General features: G+C 62.2%; 18 protein-coding genes and 1 other RNA gene. 10 read left to right on the top strand and 9 right to left on the bottom strand.

Annotation, left to right across the window (positions count from 1 at the left end; genetic code table 11):
• Positions 1 to 107 precede the first annotated feature (107 nt).
• Positions 108 to 404 (top strand): hypothetical protein, encoded by a 297-nt coding sequence (locus AFIDRAFT_RS01120; RefSeq protein ID WP_009337102.1) that lies wholly within the window; start codon positions 108 to 110, stop codon positions 402 to 404.
• 62 nt (positions 405 to 466) lie between these two features.
• Here AFIDRAFT_RS01120 and AFIDRAFT_RS01115 read toward each other — a convergent pair whose 3' ends face one another.
• From AFIDRAFT_RS01115 to AFIDRAFT_RS01105, 3 genes are all read right to left on the bottom strand, one after another.
• Entirely contained in the window at positions 467 to 1228 is a 762-nt protein-coding gene (locus AFIDRAFT_RS01115) for an ABC transporter permease (RefSeq protein WP_009337101.1), read from the bottom strand.
• Positions 1225 to 2148 carry an ABC transporter ATP-binding protein gene (locus tag AFIDRAFT_RS01110; protein WP_009337100.1) on the bottom strand — a complete coding sequence of 308 codons (924 nt, stop codon included), beginning with the start codon at positions 2146 to 2148 and terminating at the stop codon, positions 1225 to 1227. The genes AFIDRAFT_RS01115 and AFIDRAFT_RS01110 overlap by 4 nt, the downstream gene beginning before the upstream one ends.
• A 91-nt stretch (positions 2149 to 2239) precedes the next feature.
• On the bottom strand, positions 2240 to 4732 hold the full coding sequence (locus AFIDRAFT_RS01105; protein ID WP_009337099.1) for an ATP-dependent helicase: 2493 nt from the start codon (positions 4730 to 4732) through the stop codon (positions 2240 to 2242).
• Positions 4733 to 4993: 261 nt separating this feature from the next.
• Here AFIDRAFT_RS01105 and AFIDRAFT_RS19190 point away from each other — a divergent pair, with 261 nt between their 5' ends.
• The 3 genes from AFIDRAFT_RS19190 to AFIDRAFT_RS01090 all read left to right on the top strand — a co-directional run bounded on the left by AFIDRAFT_RS19190 (position 4994) and on the right by AFIDRAFT_RS01090 (position 9726).
• Complete coding sequence (locus AFIDRAFT_RS19190; protein WP_009337098.1) at positions 4994 to 5170, top strand: DUF1328 domain-containing protein; 177 nt, start codon at positions 4994 to 4996, stop codon at positions 5168 to 5170.
• 110 nt (positions 5171 to 5280) lie between these two features.
• Complete coding sequence (locus AFIDRAFT_RS01095; RefSeq protein WP_009337097.1) at positions 5281 to 6690, top strand: FAD-binding oxidoreductase; 1410 nt, start codon at positions 5281 to 5283, stop codon at positions 6688 to 6690.
• Between the two features lie 99 nt (positions 6691 to 6789).
• On the top strand, positions 6790 to 9726 hold the full coding sequence (locus AFIDRAFT_RS01090) for an AsmA family protein (protein ID WP_009337096.1): 2937 nt from the start codon (positions 6790 to 6792) through the stop codon (positions 9724 to 9726).
• A gap of 22 nt (positions 9727 to 9748) precedes the next feature.
• Here AFIDRAFT_RS01090 and AFIDRAFT_RS01085 read toward each other — a convergent pair whose 3' ends face one another.
• The 6 genes from AFIDRAFT_RS01085 to ssrA form a co-directional block, all read right to left on the bottom strand.
• Positions 9749 to 10069: a ribbon-helix-helix domain-containing protein gene (locus AFIDRAFT_RS01085; RefSeq protein WP_009337095.1), complete on the bottom strand. Its 321-nt coding sequence runs from the start codon at positions 10067 to 10069 to the stop codon at positions 9749 to 9751.
• Positions 10070 to 10339: 270 nt separating this feature from the next.
• Positions 10340 to 10630 (bottom strand): ribbon-helix-helix domain-containing protein, encoded by a 291-nt coding sequence (locus AFIDRAFT_RS01080; protein ID WP_009337094.1) that lies wholly within the window; start codon positions 10628 to 10630, stop codon positions 10340 to 10342.
• Positions 10627 to 10815, bottom strand: coding sequence for a DUF4169 family protein (locus AFIDRAFT_RS01075; RefSeq protein ID WP_040297686.1), 189 nt, complete (start codon positions 10813 to 10815; stop codon positions 10627 to 10629). The genes AFIDRAFT_RS01080 and AFIDRAFT_RS01075 overlap by 4 nt, the downstream gene beginning before the upstream one ends.
• Positions 10816 to 11039: 224 nt before the next feature.
• Positions 11040 to 12443, bottom strand: coding sequence for a class II fumarate hydratase (fumC, locus tag AFIDRAFT_RS01070; RefSeq protein ID WP_009337093.1), 1404 nt, complete (start codon positions 12441 to 12443; stop codon positions 11040 to 11042).
• A gap of 129 nt (positions 12444 to 12572) precedes the next feature.
• Complete coding sequence (locus AFIDRAFT_RS01065; protein ID WP_009337092.1) at positions 12573 to 13097, bottom strand: SspB family protein; 525 nt, start codon at positions 13095 to 13097, stop codon at positions 12573 to 12575.
• Positions 13098 to 13370: 273 nt separating this feature from the next.
• Positions 13371 to 13723: a transfer-messenger RNA gene (gene ssrA / locus AFIDRAFT_RS19185) on the bottom strand.
• Positions 13724 to 13908: 185 nt separating this feature from the next.
• Between ssrA and AFIDRAFT_RS01060 the strand changes: the two genes are divergently transcribed.
• From AFIDRAFT_RS01060 to hflC, 6 genes are all read left to right on the top strand, one after another.
• A complete protein-coding gene (locus AFIDRAFT_RS01060; protein WP_009337091.1) occupies positions 13909 to 14508 on the top strand; it encodes a chromate transporter in 600 nt (199 codons plus the stop codon).
• Positions 14505 to 15038, top strand: coding sequence for a chromate transporter (locus AFIDRAFT_RS01055; protein ID WP_009337090.1), 534 nt, complete (start codon positions 14505 to 14507; stop codon positions 15036 to 15038). The genes AFIDRAFT_RS01060 and AFIDRAFT_RS01055 overlap by 4 nt, the downstream gene beginning before the upstream one ends.
• A 121-nt stretch (positions 15039 to 15159) precedes the next feature.
• Positions 15160 to 15954: a thymidylate synthase gene (locus AFIDRAFT_RS01050; RefSeq protein WP_009337089.1), complete on the top strand. Its 795-nt coding sequence runs from the start codon at positions 15160 to 15162 to the stop codon at positions 15952 to 15954.
• Positions 15951 to 16481, top strand: coding sequence for a dihydrofolate reductase (locus AFIDRAFT_RS01045; protein ID WP_009337088.1), 531 nt, complete (start codon positions 15951 to 15953; stop codon positions 16479 to 16481). Before AFIDRAFT_RS01050 ends, AFIDRAFT_RS01045 begins: the two co-directional genes overlap by 4 nt.
• Before the next feature lie 138 nt (positions 16482 to 16619).
• On the top strand, positions 16620 to 17762 hold the full coding sequence (hflK, locus tag AFIDRAFT_RS01040) for an FtsH protease activity modulator HflK (RefSeq protein WP_009337087.1): 1143 nt from the start codon (positions 16620 to 16622) through the stop codon (positions 17760 to 17762).
• Entirely contained in the window at positions 17759 to 18667 is a 909-nt protein-coding gene (gene hflC / locus AFIDRAFT_RS01035) for a protease modulator HflC (RefSeq protein WP_009337086.1), read from the top strand. The genes hflK and hflC overlap by 4 nt, the downstream gene beginning before the upstream one ends.
• The last annotated feature ends 53 nt before the right edge of the window (positions 18668 to 18720 follow it).

Genomic DNA, 18720 nt, shown 5'->3' with positions numbered 1-18720 from the left:
CAGGCGAAATGATCCATTAACCGCTCTAACGTTTGCGTGAAACCTTTGGTCCGCCAGAGCGTTAGTCTCGCGTCGATGATTTGTCACTTTCAACATGAGAGTCTGAAATGAAAGCAATCGCCTCCGCCGTTCAGCCGGCAAATCGAACCTTTGCATGGGCCTCCGCCCTGGCGCTTCTGGTGCTGCTCGCCGCTCCTCTGGCCGGGCATGCACAGGGCATTATCGGCGGTGCGGAAGAAGGTGCCTATCGCGGCAACCGCGCCGCAGGCCCGGTCGGTGGTGTCGTGGGCGGTGCGATTGGTGCAGGTGTCGGCGGCGCGGTGGGCGCGGTCAACGGCGTGATTGGCCATCCGCGCCACTATCACCGTCACCGCCACTACCGCCGTCACCATCATCGCTACTGAGCGAATTCGGCTGATACAAAACGGCCCCGCAATCTTGCGGGGCCGTTTTCTTTTCGGGCGGGTCAGCGTTTAAGGCGATAGCCGGTTTTGAAGATCCACCAGATCACGCTCATGCTGAGAAGCAGGAAGACCAGGATCATTCCGACACTGAGATAGACGCTGACATCGGCGACCTCGGTGAAGCTCCAGCGAAAGCCGCTGATGAGATAGACTACCGGGTTGAATAGGGTGATGAAGCGCCAGACCGGCGGGAGCATGCCGATCGAGTAGAAGCTGCCGCCGAGGAATGTCAGCGGTGTCACCACCAGCAGCGGGATCGCCTGCAATTTCTCGAAGCCGTCCGCCCAGATGCCGATGATGAAGCCGAACAGGCTGAATGTCAGCGCGGTGAGCACGAGGAAAGCCAGCATCCACACCGGATGCGCGATCTTGATCGGCACGAACAGCGCTGCGGTCGCCAGAATGATGAGGCCGAGCGCGATGGATTTGGTCGCCGCCGCCCCGACATATCCAAGCACCGCCTCGAACGCCGACACCGGCGCCGATAGAAGCTCGTACACCGTGCCGGTGAATTTCGGGAAATAGATGCCGAACGAAGCATTGGCGATGCTCTGCGTCAGCACCGACAGCATGATGAGGCCCGGCACGATGAACGCGCCGTAGCTGACGCCGTGGATTTCCGGAATCCGCGAGCCGATCGCCGAGCCAAACACGACGAAATACAGCGACGTCGAGATCACCGGCGAGACGACGCTTTGCAGCAGCGTGCGGAAGGTGCGCGCCATCTCGAATTTGTAGATCGCGCGGACAGCATAGAGGTTCATGCGCTGTGCACCAGATTGACGAAAATCTCCTCAAGCGAAGATTGCGTCGTGTTGAGATCATTGAAGTTGAGGCCGGCGGCGCGCAAATCGTTCAGCAACGTTGTGATGCCGGTGCGCTCGCCCTTGGTGTCGTAGGTATAGGTCAGTTCCTTGCCGTCGTCCGACAGTTCAAGCTTGTACTCGCCAAGCGAGGCGGGCAGGGCGGCGACCGGTTCGTTGAAATGCAGCGTCAGTTGCTTGCGGCCGAGCTTTTGCATCAGCGTGGCCTTGTCCTCGACCAGCACGATCTCGCCCTTGTTGATGACGCCGACGCGGTCGGCCATCTCCTCGGCTTCCTCGATGTAATGCGTGGTGAGGATGATGGTGACGCCGGAATCGCGTAATTCGCGCACCACCTGCCACATCGATTTGCGCAGCTCGACATCGACGCCCGCGGTCGGCTCGTCGAGAAACAGAATCTGCGGCTCGTGCGCGAGCGCTTTGGCGATCATCACGCGGCGCTTCATGCCGCCGGAGAGCGTGATGATCTGGCTCTTGCGCTTGTCCCACAGCGACAAGTCTTTCAGGATTTTCTCGATCAGCGCGGAATTCTTCGGCTTGCCGAACAGGCCACGGCTGAAGGCGGCGGTCGCTGTCGGAGTTTCCCAAGCGTCGGTATGCAATTCCTGCGGCACGAGGCCGATCATTTCGCGCGCGGCGCGGTAGTCGGTGACGTTATCGTGGCCGCCGATGGTGACGGTGCCTTCGCTCGCCATCGCAAGACCGCAGATCGTGCTGATGAGCGTGGTCTTGCCCGCGCCGTTCGGTCCGAGCAGCGCGAAAATCTCGCCCTGGCGAATCTCGAGGTTGATGTTCTTCAGCGCGGTGAAGCCTGACGCATAGGTCTTGGTCAGGTTGGAGACGGTAATGATGGCTGGCATGCAGATGCGGGGGCTCGCGGAATGCGGGTCGCGGAGAGATAGAGGCTCGGATTGACCGAAACAAGGGGCGGGCGACGGGTTTTGGAACGCCTCAGGCCCGTGTCACGAAGCTGTCGATTACCTTCTTCTCGCCGGCCTTGTCGAAGGCGATGGTGAGCTTGTTGCCGTCCACGCGGGCGACGCGGCCGTAGCCGAATTTCTCATGAAAGACGCGCTCGCCGGTACCGAATTCGGATTCGCTGCCGGTCGATTTCGCAACCAGCTCGCCCTCGATGGTGAGCTGCTTGCGCCCGCGCCCGCCCGCATTGTATCGCGCGCCGGTTTCGTTGAAACCGCCGCCACGCCCGCGGTTCGATTGGGCGCGCTGCCAGCCTGGCGTCGCATAGCCTGAGCCGAACGATTCCACGCTGTCGAAGCGCGAGGAGCCGAAGCCGCCGGCGCCGCCCCATCCGGAACCACCCTTGGATTCGGCGATCTCGACGTGATCCGCCGGCAGTTCGTCGAGGAAGCGCGAGGGGATGGTGGTCGTCCACGAGCCATGGATGCGGCGGTTGGTGGCGAAATAGATCTTCGCCCGCCTGCGCGCGCGGGTGATGCCGACATGGGCGAGGCGGCGTTCTTCTTCCAACCCCGCGCGGCCCTGTTCGTCGAGCGCACGCTGGTGCGGAAACAGGCCTTCCTCCCAGCCCGGCAGGAACACGTTGTCAAATTCGAGGCCCTTGGCAGAATGCAGCGTCATGACAGACACAGCATCCTCGTCGGCGCCGCCTTCGCGGTCCATCACCAGCGAGATGTGTTCGAGGAAGCCGTGCAGGTTCTCGAATTCTTCCATCGAGCGCACGAGCTCTTTCAGGTTTTCGAGCCGACCCGCGGCGTCCGCCGAGCGGTCCTTCTGCCACATCTCGGTATAGCCGCTCTCGTCGAGCACGGTTTCGGCAAGCTCTGTATGAGAGATGATGTCGCGTTGCGTGGTCCAGCGGTCGAAGCTCGCGATGAGGTCGCGCAGGCTGCCACGTGCTTTCGGTTTCAGTTCGTCGGTCTCGATCACCTGCCGCGCGGCTTCGGTCAGCGGAATGCGGCGCTTGCGGGCGATGTCGTGCAACAGTTGGACGGTGGCGTCGCCAAGCCCACGCTTCGGCGTGTTAACGATGCGCTCAAAAGCCAAATCATCGGCTGGTGAATTGATAACGCGCAGGTACGCGAGCGCGTCGCGGATTTCGGCGCGCTCATAGAAACGCGGGCCGCCGATCACGCGATAGGGCAGGCCGAGCGTGACGAAGCGGTCTTCAAACTCGCGCATCTGGAACGAGGCGCGCACCAGAATGGCGATCTCGTTGAGCTTCTGCCCGGTACGCTGGAATTGCTCGATCTCTTCGCCGATCGAGCGGGCTTCCTCTTCCGAATCCCATGATCCAGTGACCGTGACTTTCTCGCCGTCGACATCCTCGGTGCGCAGCGTCTTGCCGAGGCGGCCTTCATTATGCGCGATGAGATGCGAGGCGGCGGCGAGGATATGGCCGGTGGAGCGGTAGTTGCGCTCCAGCCTCACGACCTTCGCGCCGGGGAAGTCGTGCTCGAAGCGCAGGATGTTATCCACTTCCGCGCCGCGCCAGCCATAGATCGACTGATCGTCGTCGCCAACGCAGCAGATGTTTTTGGGTTTGGTCATTCCGGGATGCGCCGCAGGCGCAGACCCGGAATCCAGAAGTTGTTGTCCTGCAGATTCTGGGCTCGCACCTTCGGTGCGCCCCGGAATGACGGGGGACTGCGACGGCGCCTGCGCCAACAGCCGCAGCCAGAGGTACTGCGCGACGTTGGTGTCTTGGTACTCGTCCACCAAAATGTATTTGAAGCGGTGCTGGTACTGCCGCAGCACATCCGGGTGCTCGCGGAAGATGCGGATGTTTTCCAGCAGCAGATCGCCGAAATCGGCGGCATTGAGAATCTTCAGCCGCTCCTGATAGGCAGTGTAGAGCTTGCCGCCCTTGCCGTTGCCGAAAATCGAGGCTTCGCCGGACGGGACCTGCGACGGTGTGAGGCCGCGGTTCTTCCAGCCGTCGATCAGGCCGGCCAGCATCCGCGCAGGCCAGCGCTTGTCGTCAATGCCTTCAGCCTGCAGCAATTGTTTCAACAGGCGGATCTGATCGTCGACATCGAGCACGGTGAAGTTCGACTTCAACTGCGCGAGTTCGGCATGCACGCGCAGGATGCGCCCGGCGATGGCATGGAAGGTGCCGAGCCACGGCATGCCTTCGACCGTCTGGCCGAGCATCTCGCCGAGCCGGTGCTTCATCTCGCGCGCGGCCTTGTTGGTGAACGTCACCGACAGGATTTCGAACGGTCGGGCGCGGCCCTGGCTGAGGATGTGGGCGATGCGCGAGGTGAGCACACGGGTCTTGCCGGTGCCTGCGCCCGCCAGCACCAGCACGGGGCCGTCGAGCGTTTCGACCGCCTCGCGCTGCTCCGGATTGAGCGCGCTCAGATATTGCGGAGCCGCCGCCGCGCGGGCACGCGCAGCGATGCCGCCAGCGGCGGGCTGGTGGGCGGGAGTATCGGCAAAAGGTCGGCGGACAGGTTCGGTCATGCGAATCGATTAAACCCACGATGGCACCGCGGGAGCGCGAAAGGGAGCCTTCTTTATCAGGGATATGTTCAGATATAGGCGTTCTGCGCGGCCGCGTACAGAAGGCCGCGGGATGCCGTGCCGAAATGGTTTTGTTCCCCAAAAAATCTCATTTTTTAGCTGTTTTCGAGGCGGTAGCCGCCCGGAACTTTCAAATCCCTCCCGGATTGGTTCTGCAAAGGAGCGATGACTCCTGACCGGAGATAGATACAGGAGATTGCCATGTTGAGTTGGGTTGTGACGTTTCTCATCATCGCGCTGGTGGCCGGCCTTCTCGGTTTCGGCGGCATTGCCGGCGCTTCGATCGAAATCGCCAAGATCGTGTTCTTTGTCGCGATCGTGCTGTTTGCGGTTTCGGCCCTGATAGGCTTGATGCGTGGCGGACGACCGACGGTGTAGCGTAAGCATCAAGGCATAATCCGAGAGAGTAGAGTGGTGAACCGGCCGGTCAGCTTGACCGGCCGGTTTTCGTTTGCGACGGTTGCGCACTCTCTTGCAGGACGCATGCCTTGAATACCACGACGGCACCGCGGCTTTCGCCGCAGACCCTGAGCAACGCGTTTGAAGCTCTCGCCACGCGCTTCAAGCGCGACTTCTTCACCTCGCAGGCCCAGCGCGAACAGCACACCCACACCACCACATGGATCGCGCCGCAACTGCCTGACGCGGTGGTGCTCGCGCGCAGCGTGGCCGATATTCAGGATCTGGTGCGGATTTGCGCGCGCTATCATGTGCCGATCATTCCATTCGGTGCGGGCACCTCGCTGGAAGGGCAGGTGAACGCGCCATTGGGCGGCATCTGCCTCGACCTGCGCGAGATGAACCGCGTGCTGGCGGTGCACGCCGAAGACCTCGACTGCGTGATCGAGCCCGGTATCACCCGCAAGACGCTCAACGAGAATCTGCGCGATCAGGGACTGTTCTTCCCGATCGATCCCGGCGCGGATGCGACCCTTGGCGGCATGGCCTCGACGCGTGCCTCCGGCACCAATGCGGTGCGTTACGGCACCATGCGCGACAACGTGCTGGCGCTGAAGGTGGTACGCGGCGACGGCGAGATCATCACCACTGGCACGCGGGCGAAGAAATCCTCGGCCGGATACGACCTCACTCACTTATTTATCGGCGCGGAAGGTACGCTGGGCATTATTTGCGAAATGACCATGCGGTTGCGCGGCATTCCGCAGAGCATCGCCGCCGCCTCCTGTTCGTTCGGCAGCGTCAAGGGCGCGTGCGACGCCACCATCCTCGCGATCCAGACCGGCATTCCGCTGGCGCGGATCGAACTCCTCAACGCCGCACAGGTCGCCGCCTGCAACGCCTACTCGAAACTGAATTTGCCGCTGACCCCGCTGTTGCTGCTGGAATTTCACGGCAGCGAGGCGGAGGTGGCCGAACAGTCGGCCGCGTTCGCCGAGATCGCGAAGGATTGCGGCGGCAGCGCGTTTGAATGGACGACGCGCGCGGAGGACCGCACCAAATTGTGGCAGGCGCGTCATGACGCCTATTGGGCCGCGGCGGCGATCCGTCCCGGCTCGCGGCCGATGTCCACCGATGTCTGCGTGCCGATCTCGCGTTTGGCCGATTGCGTGAGCGAAACCGAACAGGACATCGAGCGATTCAAGCTGATCGCGCCAATCGTCGGCCATGTCGGCGACGGTAATTTCCATTGCCTGATGCTGTGCGACGTCAACGATCCCGACGAAGTGCAGCGTGGGCACGAATTCGTGCATCAGTTGGCCGAGCGGGCACACCGCATGGGCGGCACCTGCACTGGCGAACACGGCATCGGGCAGGGCAAGCAGGCATACCTTGTTCCCGAACTGGGGCCTGAGGCCATCGAAGCAATGCGTGCGGTGAAGACCGCGCTCGATCCGCAGAACATCTTCAATCCCGGCAAGATCATTCTCCCAGCGTGAGCCTTTTTGCGGCGTTGTGAGTCCGCCATAATTTTCTTTATGATGGTGGCGGTTGAGGCGCGGCGGGATTGACCGCGCCGCTTTTCCGCGGGGTCCACGTTGCAGACGACGCTGCTCGGATTGGCGATCGCCGCCATCATGGCGCTGATTGCGGCGCTGGCGGCGCCGCTGTTCGTCAACTGGAATAAGTACAAGCCGCAATTCGAGGCGGAAGCCACCCGCGTGGTCGGCGCGCCGGTGCGCGTCGAGGGCGCGCTGGATGCGCGGCTGCTGCCTGCGCCGATCCTGCGGCTGCACAAGCTCTCGGTCGGCGCGCCGAAGGACCCGACGAAACTGCGCGCCGACAAGCTCGATGTCGAGTTCAGCCTCGGTTCGTTGCTGCGCGGCGAATGGCGGGCGACGCAACTGTCGCTGGATGGCCTCGCGCTCGATATCGGTCTTGATAGGCAGGGGCGCATCATCGCGCCATCGAAGGGCGAGTTCAATTTCGGCGCACTCGCGATCGACAAGTTCGATCTGTCCGGCCGTGTCGCATTGCATGACGAGGCGAGCGGCTCCGATGTCGATCTCGAAGGCCTCGATTTCAGCGGCGACGTCCGCTCGCTTGGCGGCAATCTGCGCGGGGAAGGACATGTCCTGCTGCACGGTGTACGGCAGCCGTTCCGGCTTGCGTTGTCGAAGGCTGGCGAAGGTGAGGCGACGCGCCTGCGGCTCGATCTTGATTCCGCGCAGGCCGGTGCGATGTCGTCGTCGCTGGATGGTGCGCTGACCTTCGATAAGCGTATTCCGCATTTCGATGGTGCGATGACGCTCGCGGCAGCCGGGGAGACGCCATGGCGGATCAGCGCTCACACCGCGCTCGATCCGTCCGGTGCGGCATTCACGCAAGGCGAGATTCTCTACGGCGCGGAGGCGACCGGGGTGAAGCTGTCGGGACATGGCGCGCTGTCGTTCCGCCCGGCGAAGCTGGAAATGAAGCTCTCGGCCACCCAACTCGATCTCGACCGCGCGTTCGGCGAGACCAAGGCCGCGCAGGGCAGGACGCCTGCGGATTCCTTGGCGAGCGCACTGACAGCGCTGCCGGCCTTGCCATGGCCGTCGCGGATCGAAGCGGTCGCGGATCGCCTCACGCTCGCCGGGCAGACGCTCAGTGCGTTGTCGGCCGATCTTGAAGGGACGAAGGATGCGTGGGTCATCACCAGGCTCGCCTTCAGCGGTCCCGGTGATGCGCATCTTGCGTTCAACGGTCGTGTCGAGCGCGGCAAGGGAGGCGAGGATTTTTCCGGCCCGCTCGATGTCAAAACCAGCGATGCGCAGGGTTTCGCCGACTGGGCGTTCGGGAAGTCCGATACGGCGCGTGGCGCGCGGATACCGCTTCATCTTGCGGCGACCATGGCGCTCGGCAAGGAGCGTCTTCGGCTCGACGCGATGCAACTCGATCTTGGCGACAACCGGTTTTATGGACGTGTTGCACGGACGGGGAAGAAGATCGACGCCACGCTGCGATCGCCGCAGGTGGATTTCGATGGTCTCGCAGATGTGACGCGCCGGATCATCACGTGGCGGGAGAAGGGCGGCTTCGAGACGCATGTCGATCTCGATCTCGCCAAGGCAAGAATTCTCGGCCACGAGATTGCGCCGCTACAAGCAAGCCTGTCGTCCGTCACGGATCAGCCGAAGAAGCGGATATTTGATCTCAATGTTCGCCATGCGGCGCTTGCGCCGTGGCTGAAGCCGCAGCAGGTGGTCAGTCATTTGTCCGCTCGTCTTGCCGTCAGCGACGATGCAGTCTCGCTGGAGAATTTCTCCGGCAAGCTTGGCGCGGCGCCGGTGAAGGGCAACCTGTCCCTGTCGCGTCAGGGGGAGCAAACTCTCACTGGCAACATCGAGACGGATGCGCTCGATGTGCAAGGGCTGATGGCCCTGATGCTCGGTGCCGACGACCGCGCGATGACGGACCCGCTTGCGCAAGGCCTGGTCGGCTGGCGAGGGGCGATGGCCGTGAAAGCCGACAAAGCGATTCTGCCCGGCGGCATGGAAGCTGCGACGATCAGTGGTACGGCGCAGGGAGATGGGACGTCGATCTCTTTTGACAATGTGAAAGGAACGATCGGCGGCGGCGCGGCGACGCTTTCTGCTGTGATCAAGCGCAGCCCGTCGGAGAGCGCCATCGATGCCAGCCTGAAGCTGGAGCAGGCTGATGCTTCCGCGCTGAAATATCGCGGGCTGCAATTGCCGCCCGGCAAGGCGTCGGTGCGGATGACGCTGGCGACGCGAGGGCGCAGCGCGGCGGCCTTGCGCAATGCGCTTTCGGGCAACGGTGTGTTGACGTTGACCGGTGTGCAGCTTCCCGCGCTCGATGCCGCTGCATTCGACGCTGCGGAAAAGGCATCGGACGATCCGGCCGCGAAGAACAAGATGGAATCGGTCGTCGCAACCGCACTCGACCGCGCGCCGCTTGCGGTCGCCTCTGTCGATGTGCCGTTCGCCATCAAGGACGCGCGCATGCATGCCGATCCGACGGTTTTCCAGTCCGATGCGGCGCGTGCCACGATCTCGGGCAGCTACGATATTCCGGAAGACCAGGGCGATCTGCGGATAGGGCTGAAGGCGATGTCCAGCGCGATGAAGGATGCACCGGACATCCAGATTTTCCTGCGTGGCAGCGCAGACCGCTTCGAGCGCGATGTCGATGTCGCGGCGCTGTCATCCTGGCTGTCGCTGCGCGCCATCGAGCGGGAGACGCAGCGCCTCGATGCATTGGAGAAGCTGGGCGCATTGCCGCCACCGAGGCCTGCACCGGTGGCCAATCCTCCGGCCAATTCCCTTGCGCAACCCGAGCAGGCGCTGCCGCCCGCCGAGGTGAAGATTCCGGGCGTCGATCCGCGTAAGCGCCAGGCGATGCCACATGTGCCCCGCGCGCATCCGTCATCGCCGGGCGCGCAACTTTCTCCGCTGCCGCCGCCAATCGATATCAAGCCCGTGCCGGGTGCTCCGCGGCCGCGCCGCTCTTCCACACCGGCCACGACGTTCTAGAATTGTTTGGGCTGAAAACGCTTCAATGCGCAGTTGTGAGTTTCGGCGAAGCCTGCCGTTCGCCGATGAACATCGTGCTGATCGCGCGCTCGCGGAAGTAATCGAGCACGAACAGGCGGATCGCCGATGACAGATTGCTGGTCCGGCGATGCTGGTCGATGGCGGCGATCTGCATCGATAGCGACAGGCCCCGGCGCGCGGCGATGTCCTTCAGGCTCGACCAGAACGCATCCTCGAGGCTGACGCTGGTCTTGTGTCCATCGACGACCACCGACCGCTTGATGACGGCGAATTCCTTCACGGGGTCGGTTACCGGGGCTCTCACGTCACGCTGGCTGATCATCGCCGTCACTCCTTCTGAGACGCGTGCGCGAGCATTCGCCGGGCAAAGCCATGCGGTTCTTCTCGCGGACTGCGAGGCGGATATTGTCAGGATGGTTCGACCCGCGCGCGAACAGCATGGCGCCCGGGACGATCGTCTTACCCCGGCGATCGCTCTGAATCGCCGAGACAGTTACATCGTACCCGATACCGGGGGGCGCCGATATTCGGTGAAAGCCTTAAGGGATGAGTCAGAATATTGCGGAGACGGTCCGTAGATTCCCGCAGCCGCTTACTCGGCGGCCTGAGTATCCATCACGGGCTCGCGCTTGGAATCATGTGCGCCGTTCGGTTCCAAAGGTCCCTGTGTCATCGAACGGTAATGATCGAGCACGAACAGCCGGATCGCCGAAGAGAGATTGCCCTGTTTGCGTTGGCCATCGATCTCGCCGACCAGCTCGGACAATGTCATGCCGCGCGCCGATGAGATTTCCTTCATGCCGTTCCAGAAGGCTTCTTCCAGGCTGACACTGGTCTTGTGGCCGGCAACAACGATGGAGCGTTTAACGACAGGGGACTTCATGAAGACTTTCCGTCATCGCGTAGGTGTTGGTTGAGAAATGCCTCGGTGCGCTGTTCGAGTGCACGTTGGTTGTTCTTTTCGGCTTTTGTGAGCCCATGCTTTGCGCGTTGACTGCTTGCTTCCACATTGGCGCGCTGGCGTTCCTGCCGCTTCTTGAACCTCTTTAAATTGATCAGATCGCCCACAGGAATCTCGTGATTGCAGAAAACGAACCTGCCACTCGCGGATTAAACAGCATCAATATCAAAATCGCCCAGACCACAAGTCCCACTGGCGAAGAGCTGCTCTGTCTTCGCTCCTAGCAAACACATCATAGGAGCGGTAGCCGCATAACGCTACGTCTTTAGACGAAAGAGTGATGAAACGCGCAGCAAAAGGTATTGTGTATGCCACGTACCACGCGCGTATTTCACTTCCCGGAATTTGTCATCTGCTCGGGCCGCACAATGGAATCAAATTCTTCTGCGGAGACAAATCCAAGATTCAACGCTTCTTCTTTCAGCGTCGTGCCGTTTGCGTGAGCTGTCTTGGCGATTTTCGCGGCATTGTCATATCCGATCTTCGGGGCAAGAGCGGTGACGAGCATCAGCGAGCGCTGCATCAGATCGCCGATCCGTTTCTCGTCGGCGCGAATTCCGATCACACAATTTTTATTAAATGAGCGTGACGCATCCGCCATCAGGCGGATGGATGTCAGCATGCCGTAGGCCATCACGGGCTTGTAGACGTTGAGTTCGAAATGCCCCTGGCTGCCTGCGGTGGTGAGCGTGGTGTGATTGCCGAAGATCTGGCAGCACACCATCGTCATGGCCTCGCACTGCGTCGGATTGACCTTGCCGGGCATGATCGAGGAGCCGGGCTCGTTCTCCGGCAGAATCAACTCGCCGAGGCCCGAACGTGGGCCTGATCCGAGCAGGCGGATGTCGTTGGCGATCTTGAACAGGCCGGTCGCGGTCGCGTTGATGGCGCCGTGGACGTAGACATAGGCGTCGTTGGAGGCGAGCGCCTCGAACTTGTTGGGCGCGGTGACGAATGGAAGCCCGGTGATCGATGCGACATGCCTGGCGAACGAGGCTGCGAATTCCGGCTTCGCATTCAGCCCGGTGCCGACGGCGGTACCACCCTGCGCCAGTGGAGAGAGACTCTTCGCACTCTCCTTGATGCGCGCGATGCCACTTTCCACCTGAGCGGCATAGCCTGAGAATTCCTGACCGAGCGTGAGCGGCGTCGCGTCCTGGGTGTGGGTGCGGCCGATCTTCACGATGGAGGCGAATTCCTTCTGCTTGGCGCGCAGCCCGCCGAGCAATTCCTCCAGCGCCGGGATCAGATCGTGGGCGATCTCCTGGGCCGCGGCGATATGCATCGCGGTCGGGAAGGAGTCGTTGGACGACTGACTCATGTTGACGTGATCGTTCGGATGAACCGGCTTCTTGGTGCCGCGCTCACCGCCGAGCATTTCGTTGGCACGGTTCGAGATGACCTCGTTCAGGTTCATGTTGGTTTGCGTGCCTGAGCCGGTCTGCCACACCACCAGCGGGAAATGCTCGTTGAGCTTGCCGTCGATGATCTCCTGCGCGGCGGCGATGATGGCGCCGGCGAGCTTCTTGTCGATGAGCTTGAGTTCGAGGTTGGTCTGCGCGGCGGCGAGCTTGACGATGGCGAGCGCGCGGATCAGCGGCAGCGGCATGTGCTCGGCGCCGATCTTGAAATTGTTGCGTGAGCGCTCGGTCTGCGCGCCCCAGTATCGGTCGGCGGCAACCTCGATCGGCCCGAAGGTGTCTGTTTCGGTGCGGGTGGTTTTGCTGTGTGCCATGTTCGCCTCGTGCCAGTCGCGACGGGCGCATGCTGTCATCTCAGACCCGTCTTTCGGGCGCGAGTATGCCGAAAGCGGCAGGGCGAAGCCATGCCGCACGGGCAGACGAGACTCTCGATTAGAGGCGTTTTATTTCTTGCGGAAGCGATCCAGCCGCACCACCTGCGCGCCTTCGCGCGGGTGGTCGCCGCCGCCGCCGCCGCCGTCGTCATCCGGATTGTCGGGCGAGTCTGGCGAAGCGGGAGGATCGGCCTTTTCGACCTCGGCCGCCGCAGGTTCGGCGTCGCCGATTGCGGCTTCCGCCGTCTCGAACTGCAACCCGAACTGCACGGAGGGATCGAAGAAGCGGGTGATGGCGCTGAACGGCACGACCAGCCGCTCGGGAATGCCACCGAACGACAGGCCAACCTCGAAATGATCCTCGGTCACGACCAGATCCCAGAACTGGTGCTGGAGGATCACCGTCATCTCCTGCGGATACTGCGACAACAGCCGCGGCGACAGCTTCACGCCTTCGGCGGTGGATAGAAAGGTGATGTAGAAGTGATGGTCTCCCGGCAATCCGCTTTCGGCGGCGTCGCTCAGCACGCGCCGCAGGACTCCGCGCAGCGCATCGCGGGTCAGAACATCATAGCGGATCAGATCGGTGGCCATCGGTCGGTCCTGTCAAAACGAAGGGTCGCGTGCCGGTAGGAGAGGAGCCGACTCGCACTTTTGTTCCATGCGGATGGTGGTTAGCAAGTCTGTCCGCGATGGAAGGCGGCGTTGGCCACTCTTTTCGTGAACAAACCCTTTCATGCCAGATTAACTGCTCCGGCGGCCTGCGTCAGCAGCCTTGTTGCATCGCAAGGACAGGAAGATGCCTAAATTGACACCCCAGCCCGCGGATCGCAGCACGCATACAAATGAATCAAATCGGAGAGATGAAGTGGAGGCTTCTGTTGCCAGGTGCCTCCGAACCCCGCCTGACGGGGCTTAATCCATCAGGACTTTAAGTCGGTATTTCAAACTGCGTTACGCAGCCTGAGCAACCGGAGCATAGTTGTCGTTTGCAACTATTGAGAAGCCCGATAACGGCGGAACAATACCGGGAAAAAACACGCCCTTTACGCCCTCGTCGATCCTGTTTCGCCCCCGCCGAAATCCCGCCTTGCGGAACTTTGGTGGAGGCGCCGGGTGCTGCCCCCGGGTCCGAATGGTTTATTGCGACGGCCATTTATTTCCATAGCCGGCGAACCGGCACGCTTAATATAGGCGGCAATGGTTGCCGAAAATAGCCCCTGCGACAGGCATTCTTAAAAGAGGCTTTCAGGAGGCGCGGGCCTTATCCCGGTCCGGGTAAGATCGTGCGCCCGCGAAAAGTTGAATGGAGAGAGCGTCACGTCGCCGGAAAAGATTTGGCCGGGCGATACGACACATCTAAACGATGTCCCGACGCCATCTTCTTCACGATCTGAACGAACCCATGGACCAGCCTACGCCGCCTTCCGATACGGCTGCCCGCGATCTCGCCTCCGAGCCGCCGGGATTGCTTGAACTGTTTTTCGCCTTCTCGAAAATGTCGCTGGCCGGTTTTGGCGGCGTGCTGGTGTGGGCCCGCCGCGCCATCGTCGAGCAGCACCGCTGGATGACGCCGGACGAGTTCAACGAAGCCTTCGCGCTGTGCCACCTGCTGCCGGGGGCGAACATCGTCAATCTGTCGATTGTCTTCGGCGGCCGGTTTCGCGGCGCAGCCGGAAGCATCGCGGCGTTTCTCGGCCTGCTGCTGCCGCCGACGCTTATCGTCACGACGCTCGGTATCCTTTATTCTCATTTCGGCGACCTGCCGGGATTGCAGCGGACGCTGACAGGAATCGCCTGTGCGGCTGTCGGCCTGTTTCTGGCCGTCATCATCCGCATGATGGGACCGCTCCTGACGCGGAAGAATCCGGTCGAAATCGGATTGATGATCGCCGTGTTCGCTGCGGTCGGGCTTGGGCGGCTGCCGCTTGCCGTCGTCCTGCTGATCGCGTTGCCGCTCAGTATTATCGTGACATATTTCTGGCGCAGGCGTGCGACCGCATGAATCCGGGGCTCGGCACATATCTCAATCTGTTGTGGACGTTCGGCCTGATGTCGCTGCTCGCGGTCGGCGGCGCGAACGCGACGATTCCCGAAATGCATCGTGTCGCCGTCGATGTGAACCATTGGCTGACGGATGCGCAGTTCGCCGACATGTTCGCCATCGCCCAGTTTTCGCCCGGACCGAATGTGCTGATCGTCACGCTGATCGGCTATCAGGTCGCGGGGCTTGCCGGGGCGGCCGTGACGACGTTCGCGATGTGCGGCCCGGCGGGCGTGCTGGCCTATTTCGTGGCGAATTTCTTCCACCGCTCGAGCCATTCGTTCTGGCCCTCTATCATTCAGGCGTCTTTCGTGCCGGTCTCGATCGGCTTGATGGCGGCGGGCGGCTATGTGCTGGCGGTCACGGTCGATACGTCGCTGGCTGCCACGCTTGTGACTTTCGCCACGGCGCTGGTCGCGGTGGGAACCCGGATCAATCCGCTCTGGCCGCTCGCGGTGGCGGGAATTCTGGGATTTGCCGGGTTTGTCTGATCCCGCAAGTGCTTTCGGGCGCGGGAGGCGGTGCCTACTTTTGATGGGACAACGCGGGAAAGCGGTTGTTGATTCGGCCCCGGATGTGGTCCGTTCCGCTTAAGCGACATAGATTACGGCCATGCATCAGTATCACGACCTGCTTGAGCGGATTTTGAGCGACGGCGCACAGAAGGGCGACCGCACCGGCACGGGTACGCTGTCGGTGTTCGGTCATCAGATGCGCTTCAACCTCGCCGCCGGTTTTCCGATGACGACGACCAAAAAGCTGCCGTTCAAGGCGATTGTCCACGAACTGCTGTGGTTTCTCGCCGGCGACACCAACGTGCGCTATCTGCAGAATAATGGTGTCACCATCTGGGACGAGTGGGCGGACGCCAACGGGGATCTTGGTCCGGTCTACGGCAAGCAGTGGCGCTCATGGCAGGCGCCGGATGGCCGCAGCATCGACCAGATCGCGAACCTCATCCGCATGATCCGCACCACGCCGGATTCGCGGCGGCTGATCGTCAGCGCATGGAATCCGGCCGATGTCGATCACATGGCGCTGCCGCCATGCCATTGCCTGTTCCAGTTCTACGTCGCGAACGGCAAACTCTCGTGCCAGCTCTATCAGCGTTCGGCCGACGTGTTTCTCGGCGTGCCGTTCAACATCGCGTCCTATGCGCTGCTGACGATGATGATCGCACAGGTGACGGATCTTGCGCCGGGCGATTTCATCCACACGCTCGGCGACGCGCATCTGTATTCCAACCATCTGGAGCAGGCGCGCCTGCAACTGACGCGGCGGCCGCGCGCGCTGCCGGCCGTGCACATCAATCCGGCGGTGAAGGATATCTTCGGGTTCCGTTACGAGGACTTCAAACTCGAGAACTACGATCCGCATCCGCACATCAAGGCCGAGGTCGCGGTGTGACCGCACTTGGAGCCGCTCCTGACATCGTTTTCATCGTCGCCGTTGCCGACAACGGCGTGATCGGCCGCGACAATGCGATGCCCTGGCACCTGCGCTCGGACCTGCAGCGGTTCAAGCAGCTGACGCTGAACAAGCCGGTCATCATGGGCCGCAAGACGTATCTCTCGATCGGCAAGCCGCTGCCGAAGCGCACCAACATCGTGGTCACGCGCGATCCCGGTTTTCGCGCGGCAGGCACGGTGGTCGTGCCGTCGCTCGATGCGGCCTATGAGGTTGCGCTTGGCGATATCCTGCGGCGCGGTGCCTCGGAAATCATGGTGATCGGCGGCGCGGAGATTTTCCAGCAATGGATGCCGCGCGCCACCCGTCTCGAGATCACGCATGTCCACGCCGAGCCGGACGGAGACACGTTCCTCCGGTTCGAGATGGCGGAATGGCAGGATGTGGCGCGCACCCGCCCTGCGCGCGGGCCTGAGGACAGTGCCGATTTTTCCTATGCGACATATGCTCGCGCGGCTGCTCATTAACCCCGCTTGTCAATGTTTGCATTGACAATTTCCGCACGCGGATTAGCTGCTAGAAACTGCGCAGGGCCGCGTTGTACCGCGGCCCTGCGTCTCTTATAAACCGGTCGCAGCCGCGAGACGGCGCGAAGGAGCTTGCTGATGGCCTGGAAGAATCAAGGCGGAAGTCCATGGGGTCCCGGTCCGAAGGGGCCCTGGGGCTCGGGTCCGCAATCACAAGGGCCCAAGCCGTCCGATCTTGAAGATCTCCTGCGCCGTGGTCAGGACCGGATTCAGCAATTGCTGCCGGGCGGCCATATGAGCGGCATGGGCATCGCACTCATTGTCATTGCAGGCATTGCGATCTGGCTGTTGTCCGGTTTCTTCCGCGTGCAGCCGGACGAACTCGGTGCGGTGCTGCGCTTCGGCAAGCATGTGCGCACGGTGCAGCCCGGCCTGAACTATCATCTGCCGTACCCGATTGAGACCGTGCTGCTGCCGAAGGCGCTGCGCGTTTCCACGCTCAATATCGGCATGACGGTCAGCGACGACAGTGGACGCCGAGGTCGCGTCGTGCGCGACGTACCGGAAGAAAGCCTGATGCTGACCGGCGACGAGAACATCGTCGACGTCGACTTCACGGTGCTGTGGCGCATCGCGCCGGACGGCGTCGGCAAATTCCTGTTCAATATCCAGAACCCGGAAGGCACGGTGAAGGCGGTGGCCGAGAGCGCGATGCGCGAAGTCATCGGCCGCTCCGATATCCAGCCGATCCTCACCGGCGCGCGCAACACCATTGAAAGCGCGGTCCATCAATTGATGCAGAAGACGCTCGACAGCTACGGCGCCGGCATTATGGTCCAGCAGGTCCAGATGCAGAAGGTCGATCCGCCGCAGCAGGTGATCGACTCGTTCCGCGACGTGCAGGCGGCGCGCGCCGACCTCGAGCGTCTGCAGAACGAAGCGCAGACCTACGCCAATCGCGTCGTCCCGGATGCGCGCGGCCGTGCCGCCCAGGTGCTGCAGCAGGCGCAGGGCTACAAGGAGCAGACGGTGGCCGAGGCCAAGGGTCAGGCCGCGCGATTCCTCAGCGTTTATGACGAATACAAGAAGGCGCCCGAAGTGACACGGCAACGCATCTATCTCGAAACCATGGAGCATGTGCTCGGACCGGCGGACAAGGTCATTCTCGATCCGGGTTCGTCCGGGCAGGGCGTGGTGCCGTATCTGCCGCTCAACGAATTGGGCCGTAAGACAACTGCCGCGCCCGCCGCACCGGCCTCGCAGAGCGGAGCAAGCCGATGAAAAGCGGGCTGTCAGGCGTCGTCGCCCTCGTCGTTCTGTTGTTGCTGATTATCGTCGGCTACAGCTCGATTTTCACCGTCCGGCAGACCGAACAGGCGCTGGTGGTTCGGCTCGGCGCCCCGGTGGGCGCCCCGATCACCGATCCGGGCCTGCACTTCAAAGCGCCGTTCATCGACACGGTCATCAGCATCGACAACCGGATTCTCGACCTGGAGAATCCGTCGCAGGAAATCATCGCCTCCGACCAGAAGCGTCTGGTGGTGGATGCTTTCGCACGCTACCGCATCAAGGATGCGCTGCGCTTCTATCAGAGCGTCGGCAGCATTTCGGCGGCGAACCTCCAGTTGACCGCGTTGCTGAACGCGGCCCTGCGCCGTGTGCTCGGCGAGGTCACGTTCATTCAGGTGGTGCGTGACGAGCGTGAGGTGCTGATGGGCCGCATCCGCGACCAGCTCGACAAGCAGGCGGGCGCCTACGGCATCGAAGTCGTCGACGTGCGCATCCGTCGCGCGGACCTGCCGGATCAGAACAGTCAGGCCGTGTACCAGCGCATGCAGACCGAGCGTCAGCGCGAGGCCGCCGAATTCCGCGCCCAGGGCGGACAGAAGGCGCAGGAGATCAAGTCCAAGGCCGACCGCGAGGCGACCGTGATCGTCGCCGATGCCAATTCGCAGGCGGACAAGATCCGCGGTGAGGGCGACGGTGAGCGCAACCGGATTTTCGCGGAAGCCTATTCCCAGGATCCGCAGTTCTTCGCGTTCTACCGGGCGATGGCCGCTTACGAGACCAGCCTGAAGAACAACGACACCCGTTTCGTGCTGAAGCCGGATTCGGAGTTCTTCCGGTTCTTCAACTCGGTCAATGGGACGCCCTTGAAGGCGGTGGCTCCGGCGGCGCCAAGATAAACGCAATTTATCTCGTCAACGGGATTTCCCTTTGCTCGGGTCTCTGGTGAAAT

This window comes from Afipia sp. 1NLS2, from assembly GCF_000178995.1.
GTDB lineage: Bacteria > Pseudomonadota > Alphaproteobacteria > Rhizobiales > Xanthobacteraceae > Afipia.
This window is presented reverse-complemented; position numbering and strand designations above follow the sequence as displayed.

What these genes read in the sequence shown, in the direction of transcription:
- AFIDRAFT_RS01120 (WP_009337102.1), top strand. Translation starts at nt 108, where the DNA reads ATGAAAGCAATCGCCTCCGCCGTTCAGCCGGCAAATCGAACCTTTGCA.
- AFIDRAFT_RS01115 (WP_009337101.1), bottom strand. Translation starts at nt 1,228, where the DNA reads ATGAACCTCTATGCTGTCCGCGCGATCTACAAATTCGAGATGGCGCGC.
- AFIDRAFT_RS01110 (WP_009337100.1), bottom strand. Translation starts at nt 2,148, where the DNA reads ATGCCAGCCATCATTACCGTCTCCAACCTGACCAAGACCTATGCGTCA.
- AFIDRAFT_RS01105 (WP_009337099.1), bottom strand. Translation starts at nt 4,732, where the DNA reads ATGACCGAACCTGTCCGCCGACCTTTTGCCGATACTCCCGCCCACCAG.
- AFIDRAFT_RS19190 (WP_009337098.1), top strand. Translation starts at nt 4,994, where the DNA reads ATGTTGAGTTGGGTTGTGACGTTTCTCATCATCGCGCTGGTGGCCGGC.
- AFIDRAFT_RS01085 (WP_009337095.1), bottom strand. Translation starts at nt 10,069, where the DNA reads ATGATCAGCCAGCGTGACGTGAGAGCCCCGGTAACCGACCCCGTGAAG.
- AFIDRAFT_RS01080 (WP_009337094.1), bottom strand. Translation starts at nt 10,630, where the DNA reads ATGAAGTCCCCTGTCGTTAAACGCTCCATCGTTGTTGCCGGCCACAAG.
- fumC (WP_009337093.1), bottom strand. Translation starts at nt 12,443, where the DNA reads ATGGCACACAGCAAAACCACCCGCACCGAAACAGACACCTTCGGGCCG.
- AFIDRAFT_RS01065 (WP_009337092.1), bottom strand. Translation starts at nt 13,097, where the DNA reads ATGGCCACCGATCTGATCCGCTATGATGTTCTGACCCGCGATGCGCTG.
- AFIDRAFT_RS01060 (WP_009337091.1), top strand. Translation starts at nt 13,909, where the DNA reads ATGGACCAGCCTACGCCGCCTTCCGATACGGCTGCCCGCGATCTCGCC.
- AFIDRAFT_RS01055 (WP_009337090.1), top strand. Translation starts at nt 14,505, where the DNA reads ATGAATCCGGGGCTCGGCACATATCTCAATCTGTTGTGGACGTTCGGC.
- AFIDRAFT_RS01050 (WP_009337089.1), top strand. Translation starts at nt 15,160, where the DNA reads ATGCATCAGTATCACGACCTGCTTGAGCGGATTTTGAGCGACGGCGCA.
- hflK (WP_009337087.1), top strand. Translation starts at nt 16,620, where the DNA reads ATGGCCTGGAAGAATCAAGGCGGAAGTCCATGGGGTCCCGGTCCGAAG.
- hflC (WP_009337086.1), top strand. Translation starts at nt 17,759, where the DNA reads ATGAAAAGCGGGCTGTCAGGCGTCGTCGCCCTCGTCGTTCTGTTGTTG.